Here is a 21,136-nt window from a genome sequence, read left to right on the forward strand (position 1 = left end):
TGGGCGTTTTTGATTTTAGCGCCGTACCGAGTAACTGGATGAGCTCAATACTCTTCTGCGCGCTCTACAAAACTGGGACGTGGTGCGCTTCCACTTTTGTTTTATGAATATGGCTCATCTTATGGGTATTAACGAAATCTGTTCCATCCGCAAATTTCTTTTTCACGCTATTTGTCAGTATTGTAATGGTGTTACCAAAAACGGCGTCAGTGTGGCGGGCATATTCACACATCGTTGTCTTAACGCCACGTTCAGCAAATTCCTTCTCCATCTTACGAGAATAAGTAACGAATTCAGCCGGCGTGATTTGCTCGTCTAATTTCGCATTATCTACAACCTTGCTTATCACCTCATTTGGCGTTAGTGATTTATCGAGATTGTCTAAGATCTCCACTGCTTTTTTAGGATGCACAGTTGGCGCTCTTTCACAGGTGTACAATCCATAGAGGAACTCGACAACCATTTCGATCGCTTCTTTGTCGTGTCCACCCATCAGATAGCTTCCGTTACCTACTGCACCGCCAGAAAATTTGCTCTCGCCATTAAGGTGCTTAGCTAAATTGCCGTCTGGCTTTATGCTGACACCGATATCGAAGAAGTAATCTCCGGCATTTAGGGCGAGTAAGGAGACCATGTTCTTTGCAAAGGCAGGACTACCGTAGTTGATGCTTGCCTCATACAGCTCTGTCATCTTCTTCGCAATGGCAGGTGTTGTCATGTTTTTCTTCGTCAGTAATTCATCAACTGAAACGAATTTAACATTCTCAGGAAGCTCTACACGTGAGTCGTAACAAGTTCTACCTTTCGTACGTCTATCGACATAAATAACGTGTTTCACCTTTGGAGTGACTTTAGCATTACTAATTACATTCAGCAGACCATGTTCTTTTTCAACACTTGGAATAACATTGTCTTCGCCACTTTCTGCTTTTGTATTGACCCAGCAATAAGCAACTGTCTTGGTCGGTAGTTTGGAAAAACTCGGTTTTGCACACAACAATGAACTGAGACCACTCTTTTTCTTTTTTTCTTTTAATGGCGTTAGTGCGACGTCGGTGTTTTCGTTGTTGCGCTCAGCAAGGACTCTCTCTCGGTTAGCAGCCCAGCGTTTATTGTCTGCTTGCGTAACTTTTAGTTCTTCCCTGCGAGCTATACGTTGTTGTTCAGCGCGCTCTTGGACGGATTGTTGTGCTTGTTCGGTGTGGTCACTTGGAGGAGATTGATATCGCATTAAGTTTGCCCTAATTACCAAATGTAAGAATTTGTTACAATATGATAAATTTGACACTTAGAATAAAGAGTGGTGATGAAGTAACCGTTCAATAAGGTATTATTACTAAACAAAAGCTCATTATGAAGGGGAAAATTCATTTATTTTCTCTTCGACCTGTTCGCTATTAATACGTTAAAACCAATAAATAATTTATAGTTAAGGTCTCGTCAACGACATTTAAAAAGGGACTCAAAATGAGTCCCTTTTTAGTTTCAAATCATCTTAAGCATTCGCTAGTTTTTGTAGCTCTGCTTTGTTTGCTTCTAACCAGGCTTCAAAGCTTTGTGGCTGCTTACCAGTTAGCTTTTCAAATGCCTCGCTTGTGCCGTCTGAATAGTTTCCACGGTTGTGTTTGTCCATTGTTACACATAACTCTACGATTGGTGCAGGCAATTCAAACGACTCTAACTGTGCTTGGTAATCCTCATCAGACAAGTTCACCATGGTGGTCGATGTACCCAACACTTTATCTATCACCTTCGCCATTTCCGCATGTGTCATAGATTGTGCACCGTTCATTGGAAGTATAACTTTACCTTGCGCTGGTTTTACTAATGCAGATGCCGCTGCAAAAGCCAAATCTTTACGTGATAACTGAGCCGAGCGACCTTCTGCTGCCGACGTCAACCAATGACCCGATTGTAGAATGCTTGCGAAGTACTCTGCCAAGTTTTCAAAAATACCAATTGTTGCGCATGATGGTGGCATGAGGGATGCGACTTTGTTTAATCGCATTTTCAGTAGCTTCATGCTCATGAGCAAACATCACTGGCGAACTCTCTGCAGAAGGCATCGACGTATAAGCGATATGGCTCACCCCTACTTTTTCCGCTGCCGCTACAGCATTCAAGTGTGCTTGAGTACGAGGACCAGAAGCGTCGATGCTAATAAGCAGCATGCTGTCTGCGCCGAGAAATGCTTTCTCTAGTGACTCTGGGCTAGAAAAGTCTGCTTCGCGAACATCCACACCTTGGCTTGCTAACGCTTGCAGTTTGTCTGCATGGCGAGTAGTTACAATCAATTGGCTTGGTTGAACATTTAGCTCTTCAAGCAGTGCTTTTACTACTTGTGAACCTAGTTTACCTGATGCACCTGTTACTAGAATTTTGCGATCTGACATGACGGTTTCTCCATTCAATTCTTAAATAATTTCTTTTTAATAACGCGGAGATGACCAAGCTGCTGTGGCTCCCCGCTGTCGATGGAGACACTATATCGTTTGATGATTGATAGATAATTACCCTTTGATTAAACTGATTGTTAATTATTACTAAACAATAGTGAATAATAAGAACTTCCGGACAATAAGCTATATGATTTCACTCGATGACATGATGGTCTTTGCTAAAGTGGCAGAGAAACAATCCTTTACTCAAGCAGCGGATGAGCTTGATATCGGTAAAGCGCGTGTATCGCAGATCGTCTCTAAACTTGAGCAAGCGCTAAATACACGTTTACTGCATCGCACTACTCGCTCTCTTTCATTGACCGACGCAGGGTTGCGTTACTATGAGAAATGCAAACTGATTGGCGATATTGCATCTGAAGCGAATGCAGAAACGCAAGATGCTAACCAGATTCCAAGCGGTACGATTCGGATATCCACACCTAGCTCAGCGATGGTGGATATACTGAGTGAGTTCATGCACCTCTACCCGGAAATCAAACTCGATATTATTGAGAGTGACAGTTACAGCAACCTGATTGAATCTCGTTGTGATATTGCACTGCGTGCCTCTTCCGCCCTTGAAGATTCGAGCTTATATGCAATCAAGCTTGGTTATTTCCGAGATATGCTTTGCGCTACCCCAACCTATCTAAGCAAAGTTAAGGCGGTATCCACACCTGAAGATCTCTTAACACTGGATTGGATTAGTCACCATATCGTTCACGGTGATAAGCAGCTTACGATGACCAATAGCAAAGGTCAGGTGACACGTTTGATTCACAGCCCAAAGGTACAAGTGAGAACCGCTGCGACAGTCAAAGCGTTCGTTCTGAATCATCTTGGTTTTGCCATCATGCCGAGCTTTATGATGAAGGAAGAGTTAGCGCGAGGAGATCTCGTACGTATCCTACCTGATGTGCACGATTTAGAAATTCCGATTTATGCGGTGTACCAAGAGAAAGCGCTAATGCCGCTAAGAATCCGCACACTGATCGAGTTCTTAAAACAAAAGAGCGATGCGTTTGAATAACGTCAATCACGACTCATCAAAACAGCGCCATAAAACAAAGCCCACCGACAAGTGGGCTTTGTATTTTACTGCTATCGATACTTTCTACTATGCGTAACAGTAGCTAGTAGCTTGCTTGGATGCTTACACCGTTGTAGCTTGAATAGCCTTGAATCATTACGTGGTAACGTCCGCTTTGAGTGGCATTAACTGTACATGTCTCGCTATTGCCGTATCTGAAAGGTCGACAATCCCAAGCATTAAGCGTTGGCTGAGAGCCAAAGCGTAGATACAAATCTGCATCACCGCTGCCGCCATACATTTGTACCGTTAGACGTTGCCCTGCTTCTACATCTACGTAGTAATAAGCTACCTGCCCTGTTGAACCGCTCAAGCCACTCACTGGCACACCTGAGGTCAATTTACCTTCTGGATCTGGCGTTGGATCAGGACCACCACAATCTTGACCACAATCGGCATCCGTTAAACTGTAAAGCAATTTATTCACACTGCCTCTTGTGTCCGTGACTTTGCCACTGGTTGCGCGCTCAACGATCAGCGCTTCCACTTGGCTTGGTGAAAGTGCACTGTTTTCTTGGAGATAAAGCGCAGCAACACCAGCAACATGTGGGGTTGCCATTGAAGTGCCACTTATCGTCTTATAACCGCCATCATACCAAGCAGACTTGATTTGTGATCCTGGAGCAAAAACATCGACACAGCTACCCCAGTTTGAAAAACTAGAACGTGCGTCAGAGCTCGTCGTCGAGCCGACAGTAACACCAGAAGAAACACGCGCAGGTGAGTAGTTACAGGCATCAGCATTGGAGTTACCAGCTGCGAGCATAAAGCTAACGCCGGACTGAACTGCGCTTTGCACTGCGCTATCAAGAGCAACAGATTGCCCACCACCTAAACTCATGTTGGCAACCGAAGGACCAGAAGCATTGGCAGCTACCCAATCAACACCCGCAATAACGCCGGACGTTGAACCTGAGCCAGAACAGCTAAGCACTCTGACACCAACAATGCTCACGTTCTTTGCCACGCCATACAAAGATCCGCCGATCGTGCCCGCTACGTGTGTGCCGTGTCCATTACAGTCACTGGCATCCGCATCATTGTCGACAAAGTCATATCCCGAAATGGAGCGTCCGGCAAATTCAACGTGCGAGTTGTTCACACCCGTATCGATAACGTAAGCCGTTACGCCCGTTCCATCAAAGTTGGCGCTGTAATTGTTATTGAGAGGCAGACTACGTTGATCAATTCGGTCTAGCCCCCAAATTGCATTACTTTGGTTTACTTCTGCCGAGACTATTGGGTCTAGTGTAAGAATTCTGTCTTGCTCGATGTATTCAACACGTGGATCAGCACGTAACGCTTTCAGCTGTTCAGGAGCTAACGTCGCAACGAAACCGCTGATCGAATTGTCGAATACTGATTCCACTTGTATTGAGTACAAACCAGACATTCGGTCCACAGATTGTTGTGTGAACTGCTGTAAATCAAGTGAATTATTCATCATCATTTGAGGTTGATGAAATACAACGATATAACGATCAGCGATGGCGACGTCTTCAGGCGCAAGCATCAGTGACGCAGGTGTCTGCGCTAAATCCGCATCATTTGGGAGTTCTGTCGATTGCGAAAAAGCGAGAGAAGAATGGAAACAGAGTGCCGAGGTGATACAACAACTTAGTAGTTTCTTTAACATAGAATGTTCCTTGAAATCATAGTCTTGTTGATTTTTACCTAGTACCAAACTGTCAACACGAAAAGACAGACAATCAGCGTAGTACGCTCAATACGTGCTGCAGTGACGTTACACCATCAAATTAGACAATAAGCAACAACATGCACAATTGATAATAATTCGCATACTCAAAAACATGATCAATGACCAAGCTTTATTGAAATTGAAATGTAAAAGCCCATCTAGATTTAGAGCAAAATCCCTAAAATGGAATAACTCTAAACATCGGAGTTGTTAGTTGTTAAATATCCTCTATCCAACCTAAGCTAGCGAGATAAAACCTTCAATCGTGGACTTTGCTAGGGACTCCCTCCTATGGTTCTCACTTAATTGCATAATTGACCTAAATCAACGAACCATTCGTTTATATTCTTTACATATTTGTAAATAAAAAGTAACCACCACCGCTGAAAGCAAGCAAAATCAAATCGTGCAAACTTTGTTCGCTTTTAACATCGTTTTTTGCCATAAAAACCATCGATTTTTTGCATTTTATAGAAAAAAACGATTGCTATACCGTGACTTCCAGAGCGTACCAATAAGAAGTACGCCGCCCTAGTGAGAGTGAAAAAATCACTTAAAAAGGAAGTTATTATGAAAACTCTTATAGCAGTGAGCGTCTTGTCAGTCCTATCTTTCGGTGCTTATGCTGAGCGCCAATCCGCAGAACCCATTAAGGTGATTGAACCGGTTGCTGGTCTTGATGCGAAAAAGGTAGAACTGGGTAAAACGTTGTGGTTTGAACCTCGATTATCCGCCTCCAACACCATTTCTTGTAACTCTTGCCATAACATCGCAAAAGGTGGCGTCGATAACCTACCAAGTTCCATTGGTCATAAATGGGCGATTGGTCCTATCAACTCACCAACGGTGTTTAACTCAGACTTAAACTTCGTTCAGTTTTGGAACGGACGCGCCAAAGATTTGCAGGAACAAGCAGCAGGTCCAATTGAGAACCCACTCGAAATGGCATTCACTCACCAATTGGCTATCGATACGCTAAAATCGATTCCTCAATATCGTGAGTGGTTTAAAGAAGCTTACGGCAGTGAGACAATCACCATCGATAATGTAACCGATGCGATTGCGACGTTTGAGCAAACGTTACGTACACCAAATGCGCCGTTCGATCTTTGGTTGAAAGGCGACGACAACGCACTAACAACAGCGCAGGTTGAGGGTTATAACTTATTCAAGGCAAAAGGTTGTACAGCGTGTCATAGTGGTCCATTGGCTGGCGGGCAAATGTACCAAAAAATGGGCTTAGTGAAGCCATTTGCAACAGACAACCCAGACATAGGGCGCAAAGCGATCACGGGGAATGATTTCGATAAGTTTGTGTTTAAAGTACCGACACTGCGTAACATCGAACTCACCTACCCGTACTTCCACGACGGCTCTGTTTGGGATCTAGAAGAAGCAGTAGCAATGATGGCTGACCTTCAGCTTGGTCAGAAGCTGACGAAAGAGGAATCGGTTAAAATCACTGAATTCTTACGTTCGTTAACCGGTGATCAACCAGAGGTGACTCTTCCTCACCTACCTCCTTCAACTAACGAGACGGCACGCCCGAATATCTAACTCGGTCGTAAATGAATAACAAAGGAGCCATGATCGGCTCCTTTGCTTGGTTATCAAACCATTCCAACAAACCGTCTCATCTAGCAAACATAAGGCTTTTTCAGCTTGACCTTCATACTGCCCCCTAACCGTTGCATACTTCATCGCATGCGCTCACCCTACTTTTATTAAGAAATTCAATGTAATTGAATCTTTTTGTACGAACTTCCAATAATATGTTGATTCGTTGGATTAAGTTCGAGGTCTAAGGATAGAGCAAGATGGGATTCAAAACCGTTCAAACACAATCACATTATGTCGATGGCATACTCGTCACTGCCGAATATCACCGCCTGTCGACAAGATTTACCTTGCGAATTGGCGAAGAGATCCTCTATTCAAAACGGCTTTATGCTATTGCGTTTAGAAATGCCCCAATGACCATTAACAACCAGTGTTATCGTGTTAGGGTCATTTGGTGCTTAATTTGGCGAGCAAGGTTAACTAAAGAAGACACAGTGGTGATAGAAGAACTGATTGATAAACGACGCTCAAAGTCATTATTTACACTTGTATTCTCTACTATCATGCGAAGTTTAAAGTATGTATTCAGTTGAGCAGTTTCAAATAGAGCTCCCCCGTATTTAAAACTGCAACATAATCAGGCAAGTCGATTAAGCAACATTCACCGATTTTTTCGCTCCGCGGTCTTGTTCAAAAAACTCGCCATGTAATGCGCAAATCGCTTGTTGGTATTCATCATCACTGACGACAAACTGCACATTCACGTTTCTCATTGATGAATGGAGTGCTATCGGTGTGACTCCTCGATTCATCAGGGCTAACACGCCTTTCGCCAGTGTTTTGTTAGTATCAATTTGAGAGCCAATCGCAGAAATCAGCGCAACCATTTTGCCGGTAATAGAAGCTCGTGGATGGCGTTTTTCCGCCTTATAGAGCACTTTATTTAAGCTATCGACACTGCCACCTAGGTAATACGTTATTGAATTCGCATTCATCTCTTTACCGATAAGATTGACGCGGGCATCAGCAATGATTTCCATCAGTTCGTAACTGACATTATCCACTTTTCCAACCATGGTTTGGTCGAACAGGTGAAGCGCAAATACTTTCTGCTTACCCGCAATAATTTCAATGCGGTCACTTTCCGGACGGTAATCCGCAGAGATTAGAGTGCCCTTGTGCTCAGGTTCAAAGGTATTTTTGATCTGCAATTCAATACCACTTTCGCGAAGACCTGCGGCGGCATTAGGGTGAATAGCTTCCATACCAAGGTTTGCCAATTGATCAGCCACATCATAATTCGTAAATCCAATCGGATTGACACTGTCGACACCGACCACTTTTGGATCGGCAGAACTTAAATGGTATTCCTTATGAATAATGGCTAAATCGGCTTTGACTGTTGTTGCAATTCGGCTGAAAGTCATCTCGCTGTAACCACGGTCATACGTATGCATCAACCCTTCTTTGCAGTACGCGTAACCTGTCACGATTGGAAGTTCTTGAGTAACATCAATCCCTTCAAAGGCTTCATGTATTGTGTCATCCATGCTTAGAGGTTGCTGATTATCCCAACCAGACAGATCAACAAAAGTCGAATTAATCCCCATATTCTTGAGCTTTAATGCCGTATTGTAGGCACTGTGTGCTTCGCCAATTGAAGAGAGAAACTCACGGATTTGAGGTAAGTAATGACGCAGAGAGAACTGCCCGTACTGACAAGTTTCTAGGATGTTAGTCACGCAAGTTTTTGCTTCTGAAATGCGAGACCTAATGAACTTATCAGCTCTCATGCGATTCATCGGGTCAGCAAAAATGTGCTCGTTGGTCAGGAGCATACGGCTTTCAACATACGCTAACGCGTCTTGCCACGCTTCATCTCGTTTGGCTATCAATTGGTAGACACCCGGTTTACTGGTCTTTTTGCATTCCAATAGTGCATCGGTCATTCCGCCATAAGCAGAGACAACAAAAATACGGTTATATGGATTTTGTGGACGAAGGAGAATATTGTCGAGCACAGCATCAAATGCTGTCATCGATGTACCGCCGATCTTTTCTACGGTAAGTGTCATGATGGACCTTAATGGTTGGTAATTTGAAAGAATGGATAAGAAAAAGAGGCGAAACCTCGCCCCTTTAAAACCTTAATGGGTTAATCAACGAGAGGATAAACGCCGTTTTCATCGTGAACTTCTGCGCCTGTGATAGGCGGGTTGAACACACAAGCCATGGTCATTTCTTTGTTTTTATAAGCTCGTAGATAGTGCTCGTCATGCTTGTCTAGAATATATAGCGTACCCGGTTTAATTGGGTACATTTCACCGCCGACTACTTCGATCTCACCTTCTCCACTCATACAAAATACAGATTCCAAATGGTTTTGATAATGAATGTGCGTTTCCGTACCCTCATAGATAGTCGTGATGTGAAATGAAAAGCCCATGTTGTCATCTTTCAAGAGCATGCGGACACTTTCCCAGTTATCCGATACCACGCGCCTTTCGCTATTGCGACACTCGTCGAGTGTTCTAACGATCATGATCTGTTCCTTATTTATGATGCTTGTTTGAAGTGTTTGTTTGCGATGGCTTCTACCGAGCCCTCGAAGATATTAAGCCCTTGGGTAAGTTCGGCTTCAGAAATGGTCAATGGGCAGAAAAACTTCACCACTTCATCATTTGGACCAGCGGTTTCAATGACCATACCATTGTCAAAACAGGTTTTTGCAATGTTGCCCGCGATGCCACCACTCTTACATTCAATACCAATCATCATGCCGCGACCTTTACGCTGCACGAACAGCTCAGGATAACGCTGTACGCAACGTTGGATCACGCTCTCAACTTTGTTGGAACAAGATTTGATATGAGCTTCAAAGTTACTCGTCGACCAATAGGTTTCTAGCGCTTTGGTTGCCGTTATGAAAGCATGATTGTTACCGCGAAACGTTCCGTTGTGCTCGCCTGGTTTCCATTTATCTAATTCAGGTTTGAGCAAAACAATCGCCATTGGCAGACCATAACCGCCAATAGATTTTGAAAGCGTCACCATGTCCGGCTTGATAGCTGATGGCTCAAAGCTAAAGAAAGTACCTGTGCGACCGCACCCAGCTTGGATGTCATCAACAATCAGTAAAATATCGTGAGCTTTGCACAGCTTACTAAGTCGTTGCAGCCACTCGTTGGAGGCAACATTCAAACCGCCCTCACCTTGCACGGTTTCCAGTAGAACGCCCGCTGGCTTGTCCATGCCTGCCGAATTGTCAGTCAGCATGGTTTCAAATAATTTCAGACCATCAATACCCGCATAGCCTTCGAATGGAATTCGCGTGACGTTGTTTAAACTTGATCCCGCTCCTTGACGGTGGTGTTGATTACCCGTCGCTGCAAGCGCACCTGCCGTACAGCCATGAAAACCATTAGTAAAGGCCACAATGCTGCTACGACTCGTTACTTTTTTGGCGAGTTTAATGGCAGCTTCAACAGCGTTAGTTCCCGTTGGACCTGTAAATTGAACTTTGTAGTCCAGCGCTCTTGGTTGAAGAATGTATTGGTTTAACGCTTCAAGAAAGGCGGCTTTTGCTTCTGAATGCATGTCCAAGCCGTGTGTAATGCCATCCATTTCAATGTATTCAAGCAACGCTTGCTTAAGTACTGGATTGTTATGACCGTAATTGAGAGATCCCGCTCCAGCAAGAAAGTCGAGGTAACGTTCACCTTGCTCCGTTTCTAACCAGCAACCTTTCGCACTACGAAAAACAACCGGAAAACTGTTTGAGTATGAACGTACGTTGGATTCCTGCTTTTTAAAAATATCCATGATAAGACCGTTATTTGATTCCTATTAGTGGGTTTATTTGAGGGGGATACGATACAAATATTCAGTATCGTGCTTGCCTTTAAAGTGTTTATCTTCATCCAAGAAGGTGGTCACTTCACCACCATTGCCATTTTGTGCATCAAGCTTTTTGAATAATGCCCAAGATGCATCATTTGCCTTGGTGATCGTGGTTTCAATAGCATTAACATTTTCGAGACCTTCTCGGTCAAGAATGTTTTTGAGCATTTTGAAAGCCAATCCATTGCCTCTAAATCGCGGTGCGACGGCGACTTGCCAAATGAACAATACATTGAGCTCATCCGGTTTCTGATAACCAGAGATGAAACCAGCGATCTCACCTTTGTGCTCGACGAGAACACAGGTTTTGCTGAAATGGCTAGATTGGAGGAAGTTACAATATGAAGAGTTCATATCGAGCGGCGGACAATCTGCGATTAAACCATAAATATCGTCGCCATCAGACACGACAGGTTCACGAAAAATCCATTTTTTGCTTGGGTCTTCTCCAATTTCTGGATACATCACCCAAGGTGCTGAGGTAATCATATGTAGATACATATCCTTCGTACACTAATTAAATTTCCTTTTTATTATGCACACTGATTGTGCATAAAAATCAAACTGACCAGCTCTAAATACCCGTTTATTTGATCTAGATCGCACGAAGGCAAAGTGCAGATGACTTTAAAAATAGTTTGAGCTCTAATGTATTTATAGAGTTAAGAATATTTTTAGACAGATGCGCTGCACATTATCGATATTGTGGCGTAAAATAAGCTTTGAACAGGAAGAAAGTCGTAGCCAATTTCTGGCTAGATATGAAGAATTCAGAAAAGAAAACGGCACGTTGAGACGTGCCGTTTTTTTAGTTGTTATGAAGGAAGCTCAAACTACGCTTTCGCTTTCTTCATTGATTTTGATGTTGGGCGAGGTTCATCCATTAAACCTTTCACTAGAGATACCGTTGCAACCAACAATACGATTGTGAATGGTAAACCAGTTGTTACCGCCATTGCTTGTGCAGCCGCTAGACCACCGCCAAGCATTAGCGCGATTGCAACTAAACCTTCGAATGTACACCAGAACACACGTTGAGGTGTTGGTGCGTCCACTTTACCACCCGCTGCAATCGTATCGATTACAAGAGAACCAGAGTCCGCTGATGTGATGAAGAACACCACAACCAGAATAATACCCACGATAGAGGTTATTTGAGACAGAGGCATCACATCTAGCATCGCGAACAGTTTAAGTGGAAGCTCTGCATCAAATACCGCTTGGTAACCATCGTTCACGTATTGGCTGATCGCCGTACCACCGAATGCCGTCATCCATAATACACACACGGTTGATGGGATCAGGATTACACACACGATAAACTCACGAACGGAACGACCACGAGAAACACGCGCGATAAACATACCTACGAATGGTGACCATGAAATCCACCATGCCCAGTAGAACGCCGTCCAGCCTTGAGAGTAATTCACGTCTTCACGACCGAATGGCATCGATAGTGCTGGAACATTCGCAAGATATGACATGATGTTCTCAAAGAAGCCCGTCATGATTGCGAGCGTTGGACCCACGATGATCACGAACAATAGCAATAGTGCTGCTAAACCCATGTTGATTTCAGACAGACGTTTTACACCACTATCTAAACCCGCAACTACCGAGATTAACGCTAACGCCGTAATGATCACGATAAGCACGACTTGCGTTGTCTCTGTCATCGGGATGCCGAACAAGAAGTTTAGACCTGTTGCTGCTTGTGATGCACCGTAGCCAAGAGAAGTCGCAAGACCAAACACAGTTGCAACAACGGCTAGGATATCAATAACGTGACCAACCCAACCCCAAACTCGCTCGCCGAAAAGTGGATAGAAAATAGAACGCATCGTTAGAGGCAAGCCCTTGTTGAACGAGAAGATCGCTAAACCAAGAGCCAACAGTGCGTAGATTGACCAAGGGTGAAGTGCCCAGTGGTAAATCGTCGCTGCCATGCCTAGTGCAGATGCCGCCGCGGTATCCCCCTCTGCTGCGCCTAATGGAGCCCAGTCAGTACGAATACCATTCTCAACGTTCACGCCGCCAAGTGCAGCACTGAAGTGAGACATAGGCTCAGATACGCCGAAGAATACCAGACCGATACCCATACCAGCCGCGAATAGCATCGCTAACCAGCCTGCGTAAGTGTAATCTGGTGTTGCTTCTGTACCACCGATACGAACGCGACCAAGTGGCGTTACGATCAGAATCAAACACACCACGACAAACACGTTGCCCGCAGATAGGAAGAACCAATCAAGGTTAGATACAAGCCAACCACGCAAACCAGCAAAAAACGGTTCTACTTGTTGTCGGAAAGTCAGTGTTAACACTACGAACAGGATGATCGACATGCCTGAAATAGCAAAAACACGGTTATGAATATCAAGTCCGAAAGGACCTACTTTTAACGCGACGTTGTCCTGACCAATCTGGTAATCAGTATCGATCGGGTTCACCTTACCGTCGGGGCGCTGTATACCGCCATTATTGTCGGTGCTCACGATTTATCTCCTTAAAAACGTGGCTAGATTAAATTCAAATTAAGCTTGTGTAGGAAGCTGAGTGATGACTTTCTTGTGTCACTTGCTGCAAAGCTTATGTGCGATCGTTGTGTCGCTTTTAGAAGGGTTGCTCTACTTTATAATTTTACCCTCAACCGCTATGATATCGCATTGCATTTTGTTATCAGGACGACTAATTATTTTTGTTGTCAATTCACCGAACCACTATTGCCAAACCACGGACAATGGCATGTCACCGTCAAAGTGATACTGCAGTTGTGCCTGCAACAACTCGGCGGTTGCAAGTGCATCCGTAAGGGCATGATGAGGCTGATAAACAGGTAAATGGTAACGCTCACGCGCATGTCCGAGTCGCACAGACCCAGGCTTTTTACCTTTGAGTTTATTTAACCAACCTTCACATTGTCGACGCTGAATTGCGTATTCGATATCCAAGGTGTCAACGACTGGAAATTGAATCCCCTCACCTATACTGTTTAACAAGGCATTATTGAAGAATTGTCGCTCAATGTTTTTGTAGTGCACGACCACAATCTTACCTGCCAACGCATCAAGAATGGCATCAAGAATTTGTTCAAGTTGAGGTGCATTCTTCACTTCAGAATCGGTAATGCCGTGAATCACCACCGACTCTTCATTCAGTTCTCGATTTGGATTCACAACCCAATGACGAGAGCCACTGCACTGTACGCGGCCTAGGGTAAATGGTACCAAGCCTATGGTGAGAATGGCGTCTTCCTCTGCGTTTAAGCCAGTAGTCTCAAAATCGACGGAGACAAACGGTACCTCTTTTAGTGGCGTATCACCATTCACAATAGGCGTAGAGTAATAACGTTTTAATCGAGTATCTTTCGCTTGTTCGGAAAGTTGCTCGAAGAAAACCGCCCAATCGGGGGTCTGGCTGGTATCAAGCAAATCTCGACTATCTTGCTTCTGTTTAGAAAACCACATCATTTGCCACTTCTCTGGTAACGGAACTTAATGTAGTTCTGTGCGTTGCTTAGGATTTGGAATGCAGCTTTTAAGTTGCGACGCTCAAACTCCGACATTTCTTCTGGCTCGATGTTGTTATCGGGCTCTTCCCCATTTTCAATATCCAGCGCTTGATGTCGGATTCGCACCATGTAGATCAACTCCATAGCGTCTTTTAAATCCATGCCGCGACCTTTCGGTAAGATGCCCGCATTGTTGATGTCATCCAAACGCTCAAACGAGTTTTGCGAATGAGAGCCAATCGCCAAAGCGTGCACCCGAATCAGATCCGCCATTGGTGCGGTACCACGACGCTTCAAGTTGATGGAATTTCGATGGCGTCCGTCTTTCTCCATCACAAAGTCTTTGAAGAAGCCTAATGGTGGCGTACGACGGATTGCGTTATAAGCCATACAAGCCAAGAAACGATTGTTCTTCTTAGCACGACGGACAATGAACCCGCTCAATTGCTCAGCCCATTTCACGCGTCCATGTACACCAAGTAAATCGAAGAAAATACTGCTATGCAGAAGGCGTTCTGGCGTTGGATTATCAATCCAGTTCGCAAAGCACTCTTCCCATTCTGAGCGCGTTTTACGCCATTGTGGGTTAGTTGCCATAATGTCGCCAGTACAGTAGGTGTAACCGCACTCGGCTAATCCATCACAAACGAATTTCGCGAACTGAGCAAAATACTCACCATGCAATGTTGGGTCGTAGCTGTTGTCTAGAATCAGCGCGTTGTCTTGGTCTGTGACGATAAGCTGTTCATCACGCGCCATGGAGCCCATCGCCAACAAACAATACGGGATGGGCGCAGGACCTATTTCTTGCTCTGCTAGCTCTGCCAATCTTTGCTTAAAACTGCTGCCAATAACCGACATCGCTCGTCCAACCATGTGCGCATTTGCGTCTTCGCTCACCATTCGGACAAAGCAGTCTTTCACTTGTTTAGATACCGCTTTGAGATCTTCTACCGAGTTTTGCTGGAAGATAGAACTCACAAGCAACAAGCTGTTTTGCGACTCATAACGGACGATATCCGTCATGCTGATTACGCCAATCGGCTTTTTATCTTTTAGGATTGGCAGATGATGGACGTTGTAACGCAGCATTGTCAGCATAGCTTCAAACACGTAAGCACTGTAATCGAGCGACACAACGTCGTAGCTCATCACTTCACTTACAGGAATATCGCTGTCTCGACCTTCAGCTAAAACGCGAACGCACAGATCTTTCTCGGTCAAGATACCAAGCAGTTGGTCATCGTCGTCTTCAGTAATGTCTTCTTGCGCGCGGACAATCAAAAGCGCAGTGACGCCCTCTTCTGCCATTAAGATCGCCGCTTCACGAACCGTTGCACTGGCTTCTAGCGTCACTGGCTCACGACTTAAGATCTTGCGCGCTTTCGCAGTCGTAAAGTCATTCCCATCTGAGTGGTTTGATACAGCGGTACGCAGCCTCGCGCTGTCTTCCAACTCCATGAAATCGGCGAAGTTCTCAAACTCGTCACATAGCTCCGTAAAGATGTTCTCTGGAATGCAGTAAACCAAGGTGTCTTCAATCGCTTTGGCTGGCATACGGACACGGTTGTTCATCAACAACCCCATTTGTCCAAACAAACCACCAGCATCAATACGGTTGTACAACTCCCCTTTACGGCGGAAGATTTCCACCACACCACTGCGGATCATGTATAAATCACGAATGTCATCGCCTTTCTTGAGAATGTCCGTCCCTGCGCGGTAATAGGCGACTTCGGCATTCATTGCGATGTTTCTTAGGTGCTCTTCCGGTAAATCATCAAAAGGTGGGTATTGGCTAATGAAATTGAGTACTTCTAATTGCTCGGCTTCCATTCTTTATTCCATGCATTGCCTAAACTAAGGCGATAAATATCACCAAGAAAATAATCAGACAATAAATAAATTGAGACGTCAGATAAAAAGCTGTGCAACCGTCGAAAAGCGGAATAATGACTGATGATTATTGAAACGAGTGTGTTTAAAATTGCTTGTTTTCATCTAAAAATCAGCAGTAAAAAATACAATGCATTCACGCGATAAATATTTACTTTAAAAGCTCTCGCAATCGTTTTCTTGTGATCTAAATTACATATTGAACGCAAGAACAAAAATCCGTATATTGCGCGTGCCTACGCGGCACACCCTACAATGCACAACGCTATCCTGCTTCCACTGGTGCATTGATATTGGTGTTTAATTACTTCCATGCAAAACAAACCTTCCTCTTTTTCTCGCTTTTTTAAAGAATCGGGCGCTTTGTTACACCTATCGATCCCTATCATTCTGATGCAACTTGCCACTCAGTCGATGGGCTTTATCGATACCACAATGGCAGGGCAAGTGAGTGCTGCCGACCTTGCTGCGATCGCACTTGGCACCAGTTTATGGCTACCCGTTTCGCTATTGCTTCGCGGCATCATCATGGCATTAACACCTGTTGTGGCTTACCACCGCGGCGCACAAAGTTTAAATAACGTGCGTATCGCGTTTATTCAGATGCTTTGGTTGTCTGCGTTTGTCAGTGCGATTCTGATTGTTTACTTACTACTTGGGGAAACCATTCTCGTTGGCTTAGGTGTTGCGCCTGAGATCATCCCTATCGCGAGTGATTACGTTGTCGCGTTGGCGTTTGGTGTTCCAGGCATTGCGCTTTTCTACACTTTGAATGGCTTCTGCGAAGGGATGAACAACACTCGTGCACCGATGTTGATTTCTGTGATTGGTTTATTGGTAAACATCCCTGTTAACTACATTCTGATTTACGGCAAATTCGGCATGCCGGCTCTGGGTGCGGTTGGTTGTGGCTGGGCTACTAGCTTGGTTTACTGGCTGATGTCGACCCTGCTGTTTAGCTACATCAAGAGCCATCACCACTATAAAAACATTCTTCACTTCGCAGAATTAAAACCAGTATGGCAAGAGATCAAACAACTGTTCAAACTCGGGATGCCGATTGGCTTAAACATTGCGGTTTGTGGCAGTATCTTCGCGGTGATTGCCCTGTTGATTGGTCGTATCGGTGCGGAGAACGTTGCAGCGGCGCAAATAGCACTGAATATTTCTAGCATGACGTACATGATCCCAATGAGTCTTTCATTTGGTATCACGATTCGCGTTGGTCATGCATTGGGTGAACAAAAGCTTGAAACGGCCTCTCACCGCAGTTTGGTAGGCATTATTACTGCCGCGCTACTGTCGTTGATTTCAGTCGGCTTCTTCTTGCTGTTCCCAGAGTGGATCATTCGTTTGTACACCACAGATCCTGTGGTTTCAGCAACAGCGGCTACGCTGCTGATGTTTACTGCGATGTACCAATTCAGCGATGCACTGCAGACCTCTGCAAACGGCGCTCTGCGTGGCTACAAAGATACTAAGATCCCAATGATTCTGGCAATTCTTGCTTACTGGGGCTTGGCTCTTCCATTGGGTATGTTGCTGGGTATCACCGATGAAATCGTTCCTGCCATGGGCGAAGAAGGCTTCTGGATTGGTATCGTGACAGGATTAACTACCGCGGCAATTGCAATGCTGATTCGCTTGGCGCTAGTGATTAAGAAGTACAATCAAACTACGAATGAACTTGATGCTAAAGAACTTGTATTGAACTGATGACCAAAGGAGCTCACTTGAGCTCCTTTGTTCATTTTTAGTTAGGGCTGCTTTAACACTTTGCCATAGAACTTAATTAGAGACTGCTCTGCAAATGTATTAAGCATCTTATTGAAGCGCTCTCTCTCAGACACTTCGACCATTGTAGACCTCACTTCAAGTATTGTTCTTACGGACAATTCAGTCGGCGAAATCAGTTCTGCGCTGCGTGTTAGCGAGCCCAAAGAATGGGTCAATTCAAGAGTCGGAGGAATATCCGTAATTTCCCATAAATTGTTGGTATCGTAATACACATCAGACACAACTCTCACTCCATGGAAAAGTGCAGGATACTTCTCATTGTACATTTTCAGGTCAACCAATTCCTTCTTGATCCATGCATCATGCTCTTCATATTGAAGCTCTTCTTCCACGCCTAGAAACGGCTCGATGACCGACTCAGACCGGACAACGGTTCGAGTCGACATAGTGTCGAGATTTTTGACCTGAAATTCGGGGTTACCGATGCTTGTTACCACTTCGGAATATTCATCCGTTAATTTTTCGATACGTTCAGCTTCACCCAGTTCATACAAATTGGCGCGCACCAACCCAGCATATTCACCGACGTAAACCCTTTCTTGAACTTCTTTTTGTCCACCCAAATCATCAAATAAAATCACGGTGTCAGTATTCATTTTCCATCGGTAACGGCTTTGTTGCATTTGTCCAAGTTGAGCGTCTTGCGTCAATGGAAGAGACACTTTGCTTTGAATCCACTCAGGTGTGTACTGCCAATTGGTTTGTGTATCAGTTGGGTCTACACAATAACGCTCTTCACCATACTCAAAACAAACAACTACATGGTTAAATGCCGTCATTGTTGGCAGCAATACCCCTTCTGTTTTGATTTGCTTTGTTGCGACCAAAACTAACTCAGCGTCCAAGCCCAGTTTATTCAATAATCCGAGTAGCAAAACAGATTTATCTTTACAGTCGCCCAAGCGGTTTTCAATCGTCTCGGCAAGGTCATGCGGCGTCATCGCATGACCGAACTTTGAACGCGAAACGTAACGAATATCACGAGATACAAAGCTCAAAATGCGTTTGATTTTCTCATCAGTGTCGATTGCGCCATGAGTCAATGTTTGAAACAGCGGCTCTAAGCCCGATTGATCTCTAAACGCTGTGTTCATGGTGGTCGACGCGCGATCCGCGACATCTTGCCATGTTCTCATAGACCCCAAAGCAATGCGACTAATAGCATCACGCCACTTAACCTGATAATCACCATCAAAAGCAGCGATATTGTGCCCCAAACATGAGAGAGTTGAATTGGTCTGTTTACAATTCACATCTTCGCTGTCATTTGCCCAATAAACTGGCGAAGACTCATCCCACACGACGTCGAGTCGGAAACTATCCATTGGGTAGCTACGTTGTGTATGTAGCTCTTCAGCCCAATCATGTTCCATCATTGAACGTTGAGTAATGATTTCGTACTTCAAGACAGCAATACCACCTTCTTCCAAGCCTGGGATTGCTAAAGCGATCTCTTTTTGACTGGAAAAGGTGTTATAAACGCCTGTACCTAGCACCTGAATTTGAGATGGGTCAATCTGCTTTATCACTCCGTTTGGTGAAACTGATGCAGCCGCTTTGATTATCACTTTTTCATAATTAGGGTCAAAGTACAGCCCCATCGTCCCATGCGATTCAACGTCGACAAACCTTGGAAAGTAGTTGACTAATGTTTGCTCTTTTCTAACAACGTCGGCTCGAACATTAAACTTAGTTTCACGTAAAAGCTGAGCCATTGCAGAATGTGATTTATCTTTGGGGATGAGAGCTAACGCGTCCCGTAGACCGTCTTGTGATAACTTCCAGTCGATTTGGGGATACTCGTTAGCATGCACACCTAACGATCCAGCAATAGCGACTAGGCTAAATAACTGAGTTAAATTCATTGTAATGTGAACTCCTTTGCCATCGCTGCAAACTCTGGTTTTCTCTGAGAGTAAGTTTTAGCGGGTTGATCTAGGATTCCCATTAGCTCATAGCTATTATCACCAGAGTGAAGCAAAGTCACGTAACCCGAAGCTAACATTGAGCCACTTTCCTTGGTGCAGACTAACTCTACCTTGAGCGCAAAATCGTTACCGACAAAGCTGCGTGACTCTACACAACGAGACGCACCAATCTCCTCATCAATCCATTGACGACGCTCATGCATGTGCTCGTTAATATCCTGGAGCTCTCGGTTATTAAACACGATTAGGTAAGAACCAAACTCTTCACTCGCAAACTCTGCTAACGCTGAGCCATCACTGTACGTACCAATCTCTAAACGATGCCAATTAGCACCATGGAAAGTGAGCTGAAAATCCTGTCCCTGTTCAATGTAAGTAGATTGATCTGGGTACGCTTCTAAACTGTCTTTCATTACGGAATTGTTGTACATCACGCCATACATCAACAGCACACCCGGTGTCATAATGATTACGACTAACCATTCCAGAGGATGATAACCACCTTTTTTGCCTGTAAACTCAATATCGCTTCGCTGACGTTTGAAATTGTTTACTCGATAAGAAAAAGCAGTAAATGAAGTAGCAGTAAGTAAATATGCAACGAAATCTAGCCATAAGGGTGTTGCCCACTGCGAAGTTAGGGAGAAGTAAATCGTTGATAACAAGAACCCTAATGCACCTAAATAATAAACGGTACGAACATTGAGGTTCTTATTATCCTCTTCGAGCTCACAAAGCGTGCGATCCAAGCTGCGAAATGCGAAGTATTGGAAAATCGCCAGCCAAGGAACAAAAAACCATAAAAACGGTTTGAAGTTTCTAGCGGATAGTTGGTCTATTTCTTTAATACGGCGATAGAGCCAAAAGTTTGTGTAAAAGCCAAGAGTACTGAAAGCTAAAAACCAATCAAAAATTGGTTTTCTTGGATACGCCACTTTCATTTTTTGAATAGGCGCGTCATCAGAAGACGATTTATCTAACACTTCTTCGCAAGGCATACTGCTGGTTTCTTGCATTTTTAAATCCATATTTTAATTCAAAGCCAAAACGTACGTTGATCCGACTGCGTCACATTGCATTTCAGTCATAAGCTCGAAAGATATTTCTAACTCACTCGTTATATTTATATTTTATAAATCGGCGATATTAACAAAGATGCAGTAAAACACGAATGAAAGAGGCTTAACGCATCTCCTTTTGTGATTAACGTTAAATAATAACTAACGCAAATTATTCTCTTCTCTGCTGGTTTTTACTTCCAAATGTTGAGTTTCAAAAAATCACTACTCGTATAGTTGAGTATCGCATTAC

General features: G+C 44.2%; 14 protein-coding genes and 1 pseudogene. 3 read left to right on the forward strand and 12 right to left on the reverse strand.

All coding sequences use genetic code 11. The features are described 5' to 3' along the window. Window positions 1–64: 64 nt before the first annotated feature. A complete protein-coding gene (locus J4N44_RS08565) occupies window positions 65–1,231 on the reverse strand; it encodes a hypothetical protein (protein WP_009697472.1) in 1,167 nt (388 codons plus the stop codon). 264 nt (window positions 1,232–1,495) lie between these two features. Continuing rightward, window positions 1,496–2,393, reverse strand: a pseudogene (locus J4N44_RS28190) (SDR family oxidoreductase). A gap of 193 nt (window positions 2,394–2,586) precedes the next feature. On the opposite strand from J4N44_RS28190, the gene J4N44_RS08580 reads away from it, so the two are divergent. Beyond that, window positions 2,587–3,471 (forward strand): LysR family transcriptional regulator, encoded by an 885-nt coding sequence (locus tag J4N44_RS08580; protein ID WP_252044211.1) that lies wholly within the window; start codon window positions 2,587–2,589, stop codon window positions 3,469–3,471. Window positions 3,472–3,574: 103 nt separating this feature from the next. Here the strand turns inward: J4N44_RS08580 and J4N44_RS08585 are convergent, their stop codons facing one another. Beyond that, window positions 3,575–5,167, reverse strand: a complete 1,593-nt coding sequence (locus J4N44_RS08585; protein WP_252044213.1) for a S8 family peptidase — start codon at window positions 5,165–5,167, stop codon at window positions 3,575–3,577. 633 nt (window positions 5,168–5,800) lie between these two features. Between J4N44_RS08585 and J4N44_RS08590 the strand changes: the two genes are divergently transcribed. Next, window positions 5,801–6,787, forward strand: coding sequence for a cytochrome-c peroxidase (locus tag J4N44_RS08590; protein ID WP_017818076.1), 987 nt, complete (start codon window positions 5,801–5,803; stop codon window positions 6,785–6,787). Between the two features lie 653 nt (window positions 6,788–7,440). On the opposite strand, the gene J4N44_RS08595 is transcribed toward J4N44_RS08590, so the two are convergent. The 7 genes from J4N44_RS08595 to J4N44_RS08625 all read right to left on the reverse strand — a co-directional run bounded on the left by J4N44_RS08595 (window position 7,441) and on the right by J4N44_RS08625 (window position 16,040). Then, window positions 7,441–8,865, reverse strand: coding sequence for an aspartate kinase (locus J4N44_RS08595; protein ID WP_252044216.1), 1,425 nt, complete (start codon window positions 8,863–8,865; stop codon window positions 7,441–7,443). Window positions 8,866–8,945: 80 nt separating this feature from the next. Further along, complete coding sequence (locus J4N44_RS08600; RefSeq protein ID WP_050937773.1) at window positions 8,946–9,332, reverse strand: ectoine synthase; 387 nt, start codon at window positions 9,330–9,332, stop codon at window positions 8,946–8,948. Between the two features lie 14 nt (window positions 9,333–9,346). After that, window positions 9,347–10,612, reverse strand: a complete 1,266-nt coding sequence (gene ectB / locus J4N44_RS08605; RefSeq protein ID WP_252044218.1) for a diaminobutyrate--2-oxoglutarate transaminase — start codon at window positions 10,610–10,612, stop codon at window positions 9,347–9,349. 33 nt (window positions 10,613–10,645) lie between these two features. After that, complete coding sequence (ectA, locus tag J4N44_RS08610) at window positions 10,646–11,179, reverse strand: diaminobutyrate acetyltransferase (protein ID WP_047516831.1); 534 nt, start codon at window positions 11,177–11,179, stop codon at window positions 10,646–10,648. 344 nt (window positions 11,180–11,523) lie between these two features. Beyond that, on the reverse strand, window positions 11,524–13,188 hold the full coding sequence (locus J4N44_RS08615; protein WP_005446060.1) for a BCCT family transporter: 1,665 nt from the start codon (window positions 13,186–13,188) through the stop codon (window positions 11,524–11,526). Between the two features lie 225 nt (window positions 13,189–13,413). Next, on the reverse strand, window positions 13,414–14,163 hold the full coding sequence (locus J4N44_RS08620; RefSeq protein WP_009697463.1) for a 3'-5' exonuclease: 750 nt from the start codon (window positions 14,161–14,163) through the stop codon (window positions 13,414–13,416). Then, window positions 14,160–16,040 carry a DUF294 nucleotidyltransferase-like domain-containing protein gene (locus J4N44_RS08625; RefSeq protein ID WP_252044220.1) on the reverse strand — a complete coding sequence of 627 codons (1,881 nt, stop codon included), beginning with the start codon at window positions 16,038–16,040 and terminating at the stop codon, window positions 14,160–14,162. The genes J4N44_RS08620 and J4N44_RS08625 overlap by 4 nt, the downstream gene beginning before the upstream one ends. 372 nt (window positions 16,041–16,412) lie before the next feature. Here J4N44_RS08625 and J4N44_RS08630 point away from each other — a divergent pair, with 372 nt between their 5' ends. Further along, window positions 16,413–17,816 (forward strand): MATE family efflux transporter, encoded by a 1,404-nt coding sequence (locus tag J4N44_RS08630; protein ID WP_252044222.1) that lies wholly within the window; start codon window positions 16,413–16,415, stop codon window positions 17,814–17,816. 41 nt (window positions 17,817–17,857) lie between these two features. Here the strand turns inward: J4N44_RS08630 and J4N44_RS08635 are convergent, their stop codons facing one another. Both J4N44_RS08635 and J4N44_RS08640 read right to left on the reverse strand, forming a co-directional pair. After that, window positions 17,858–19,762, reverse strand: coding sequence for a DUF3857 domain-containing protein (locus J4N44_RS08635; protein WP_252044224.1), 1,905 nt, complete (start codon window positions 19,760–19,762; stop codon window positions 17,858–17,860). Beyond that, complete coding sequence (locus J4N44_RS08640) at window positions 19,759–20,853, reverse strand: hypothetical protein (protein ID WP_230689835.1); 1,095 nt, start codon at window positions 20,851–20,853, stop codon at window positions 19,759–19,761. Before J4N44_RS08640 ends, J4N44_RS08635 begins: the two co-directional genes overlap by 4 nt. Window positions 20,854–21,136: the final 283 nt, after the last annotated feature.

The sequence above is a fragment of the Vibrio sp. SCSIO 43155 genome (assembly GCF_023716605.1).
In the GTDB taxonomy this organism is placed as follows: Bacteria; Pseudomonadota; Gammaproteobacteria; order Enterobacterales; family Vibrionaceae; genus Vibrio; species Vibrio harveyi.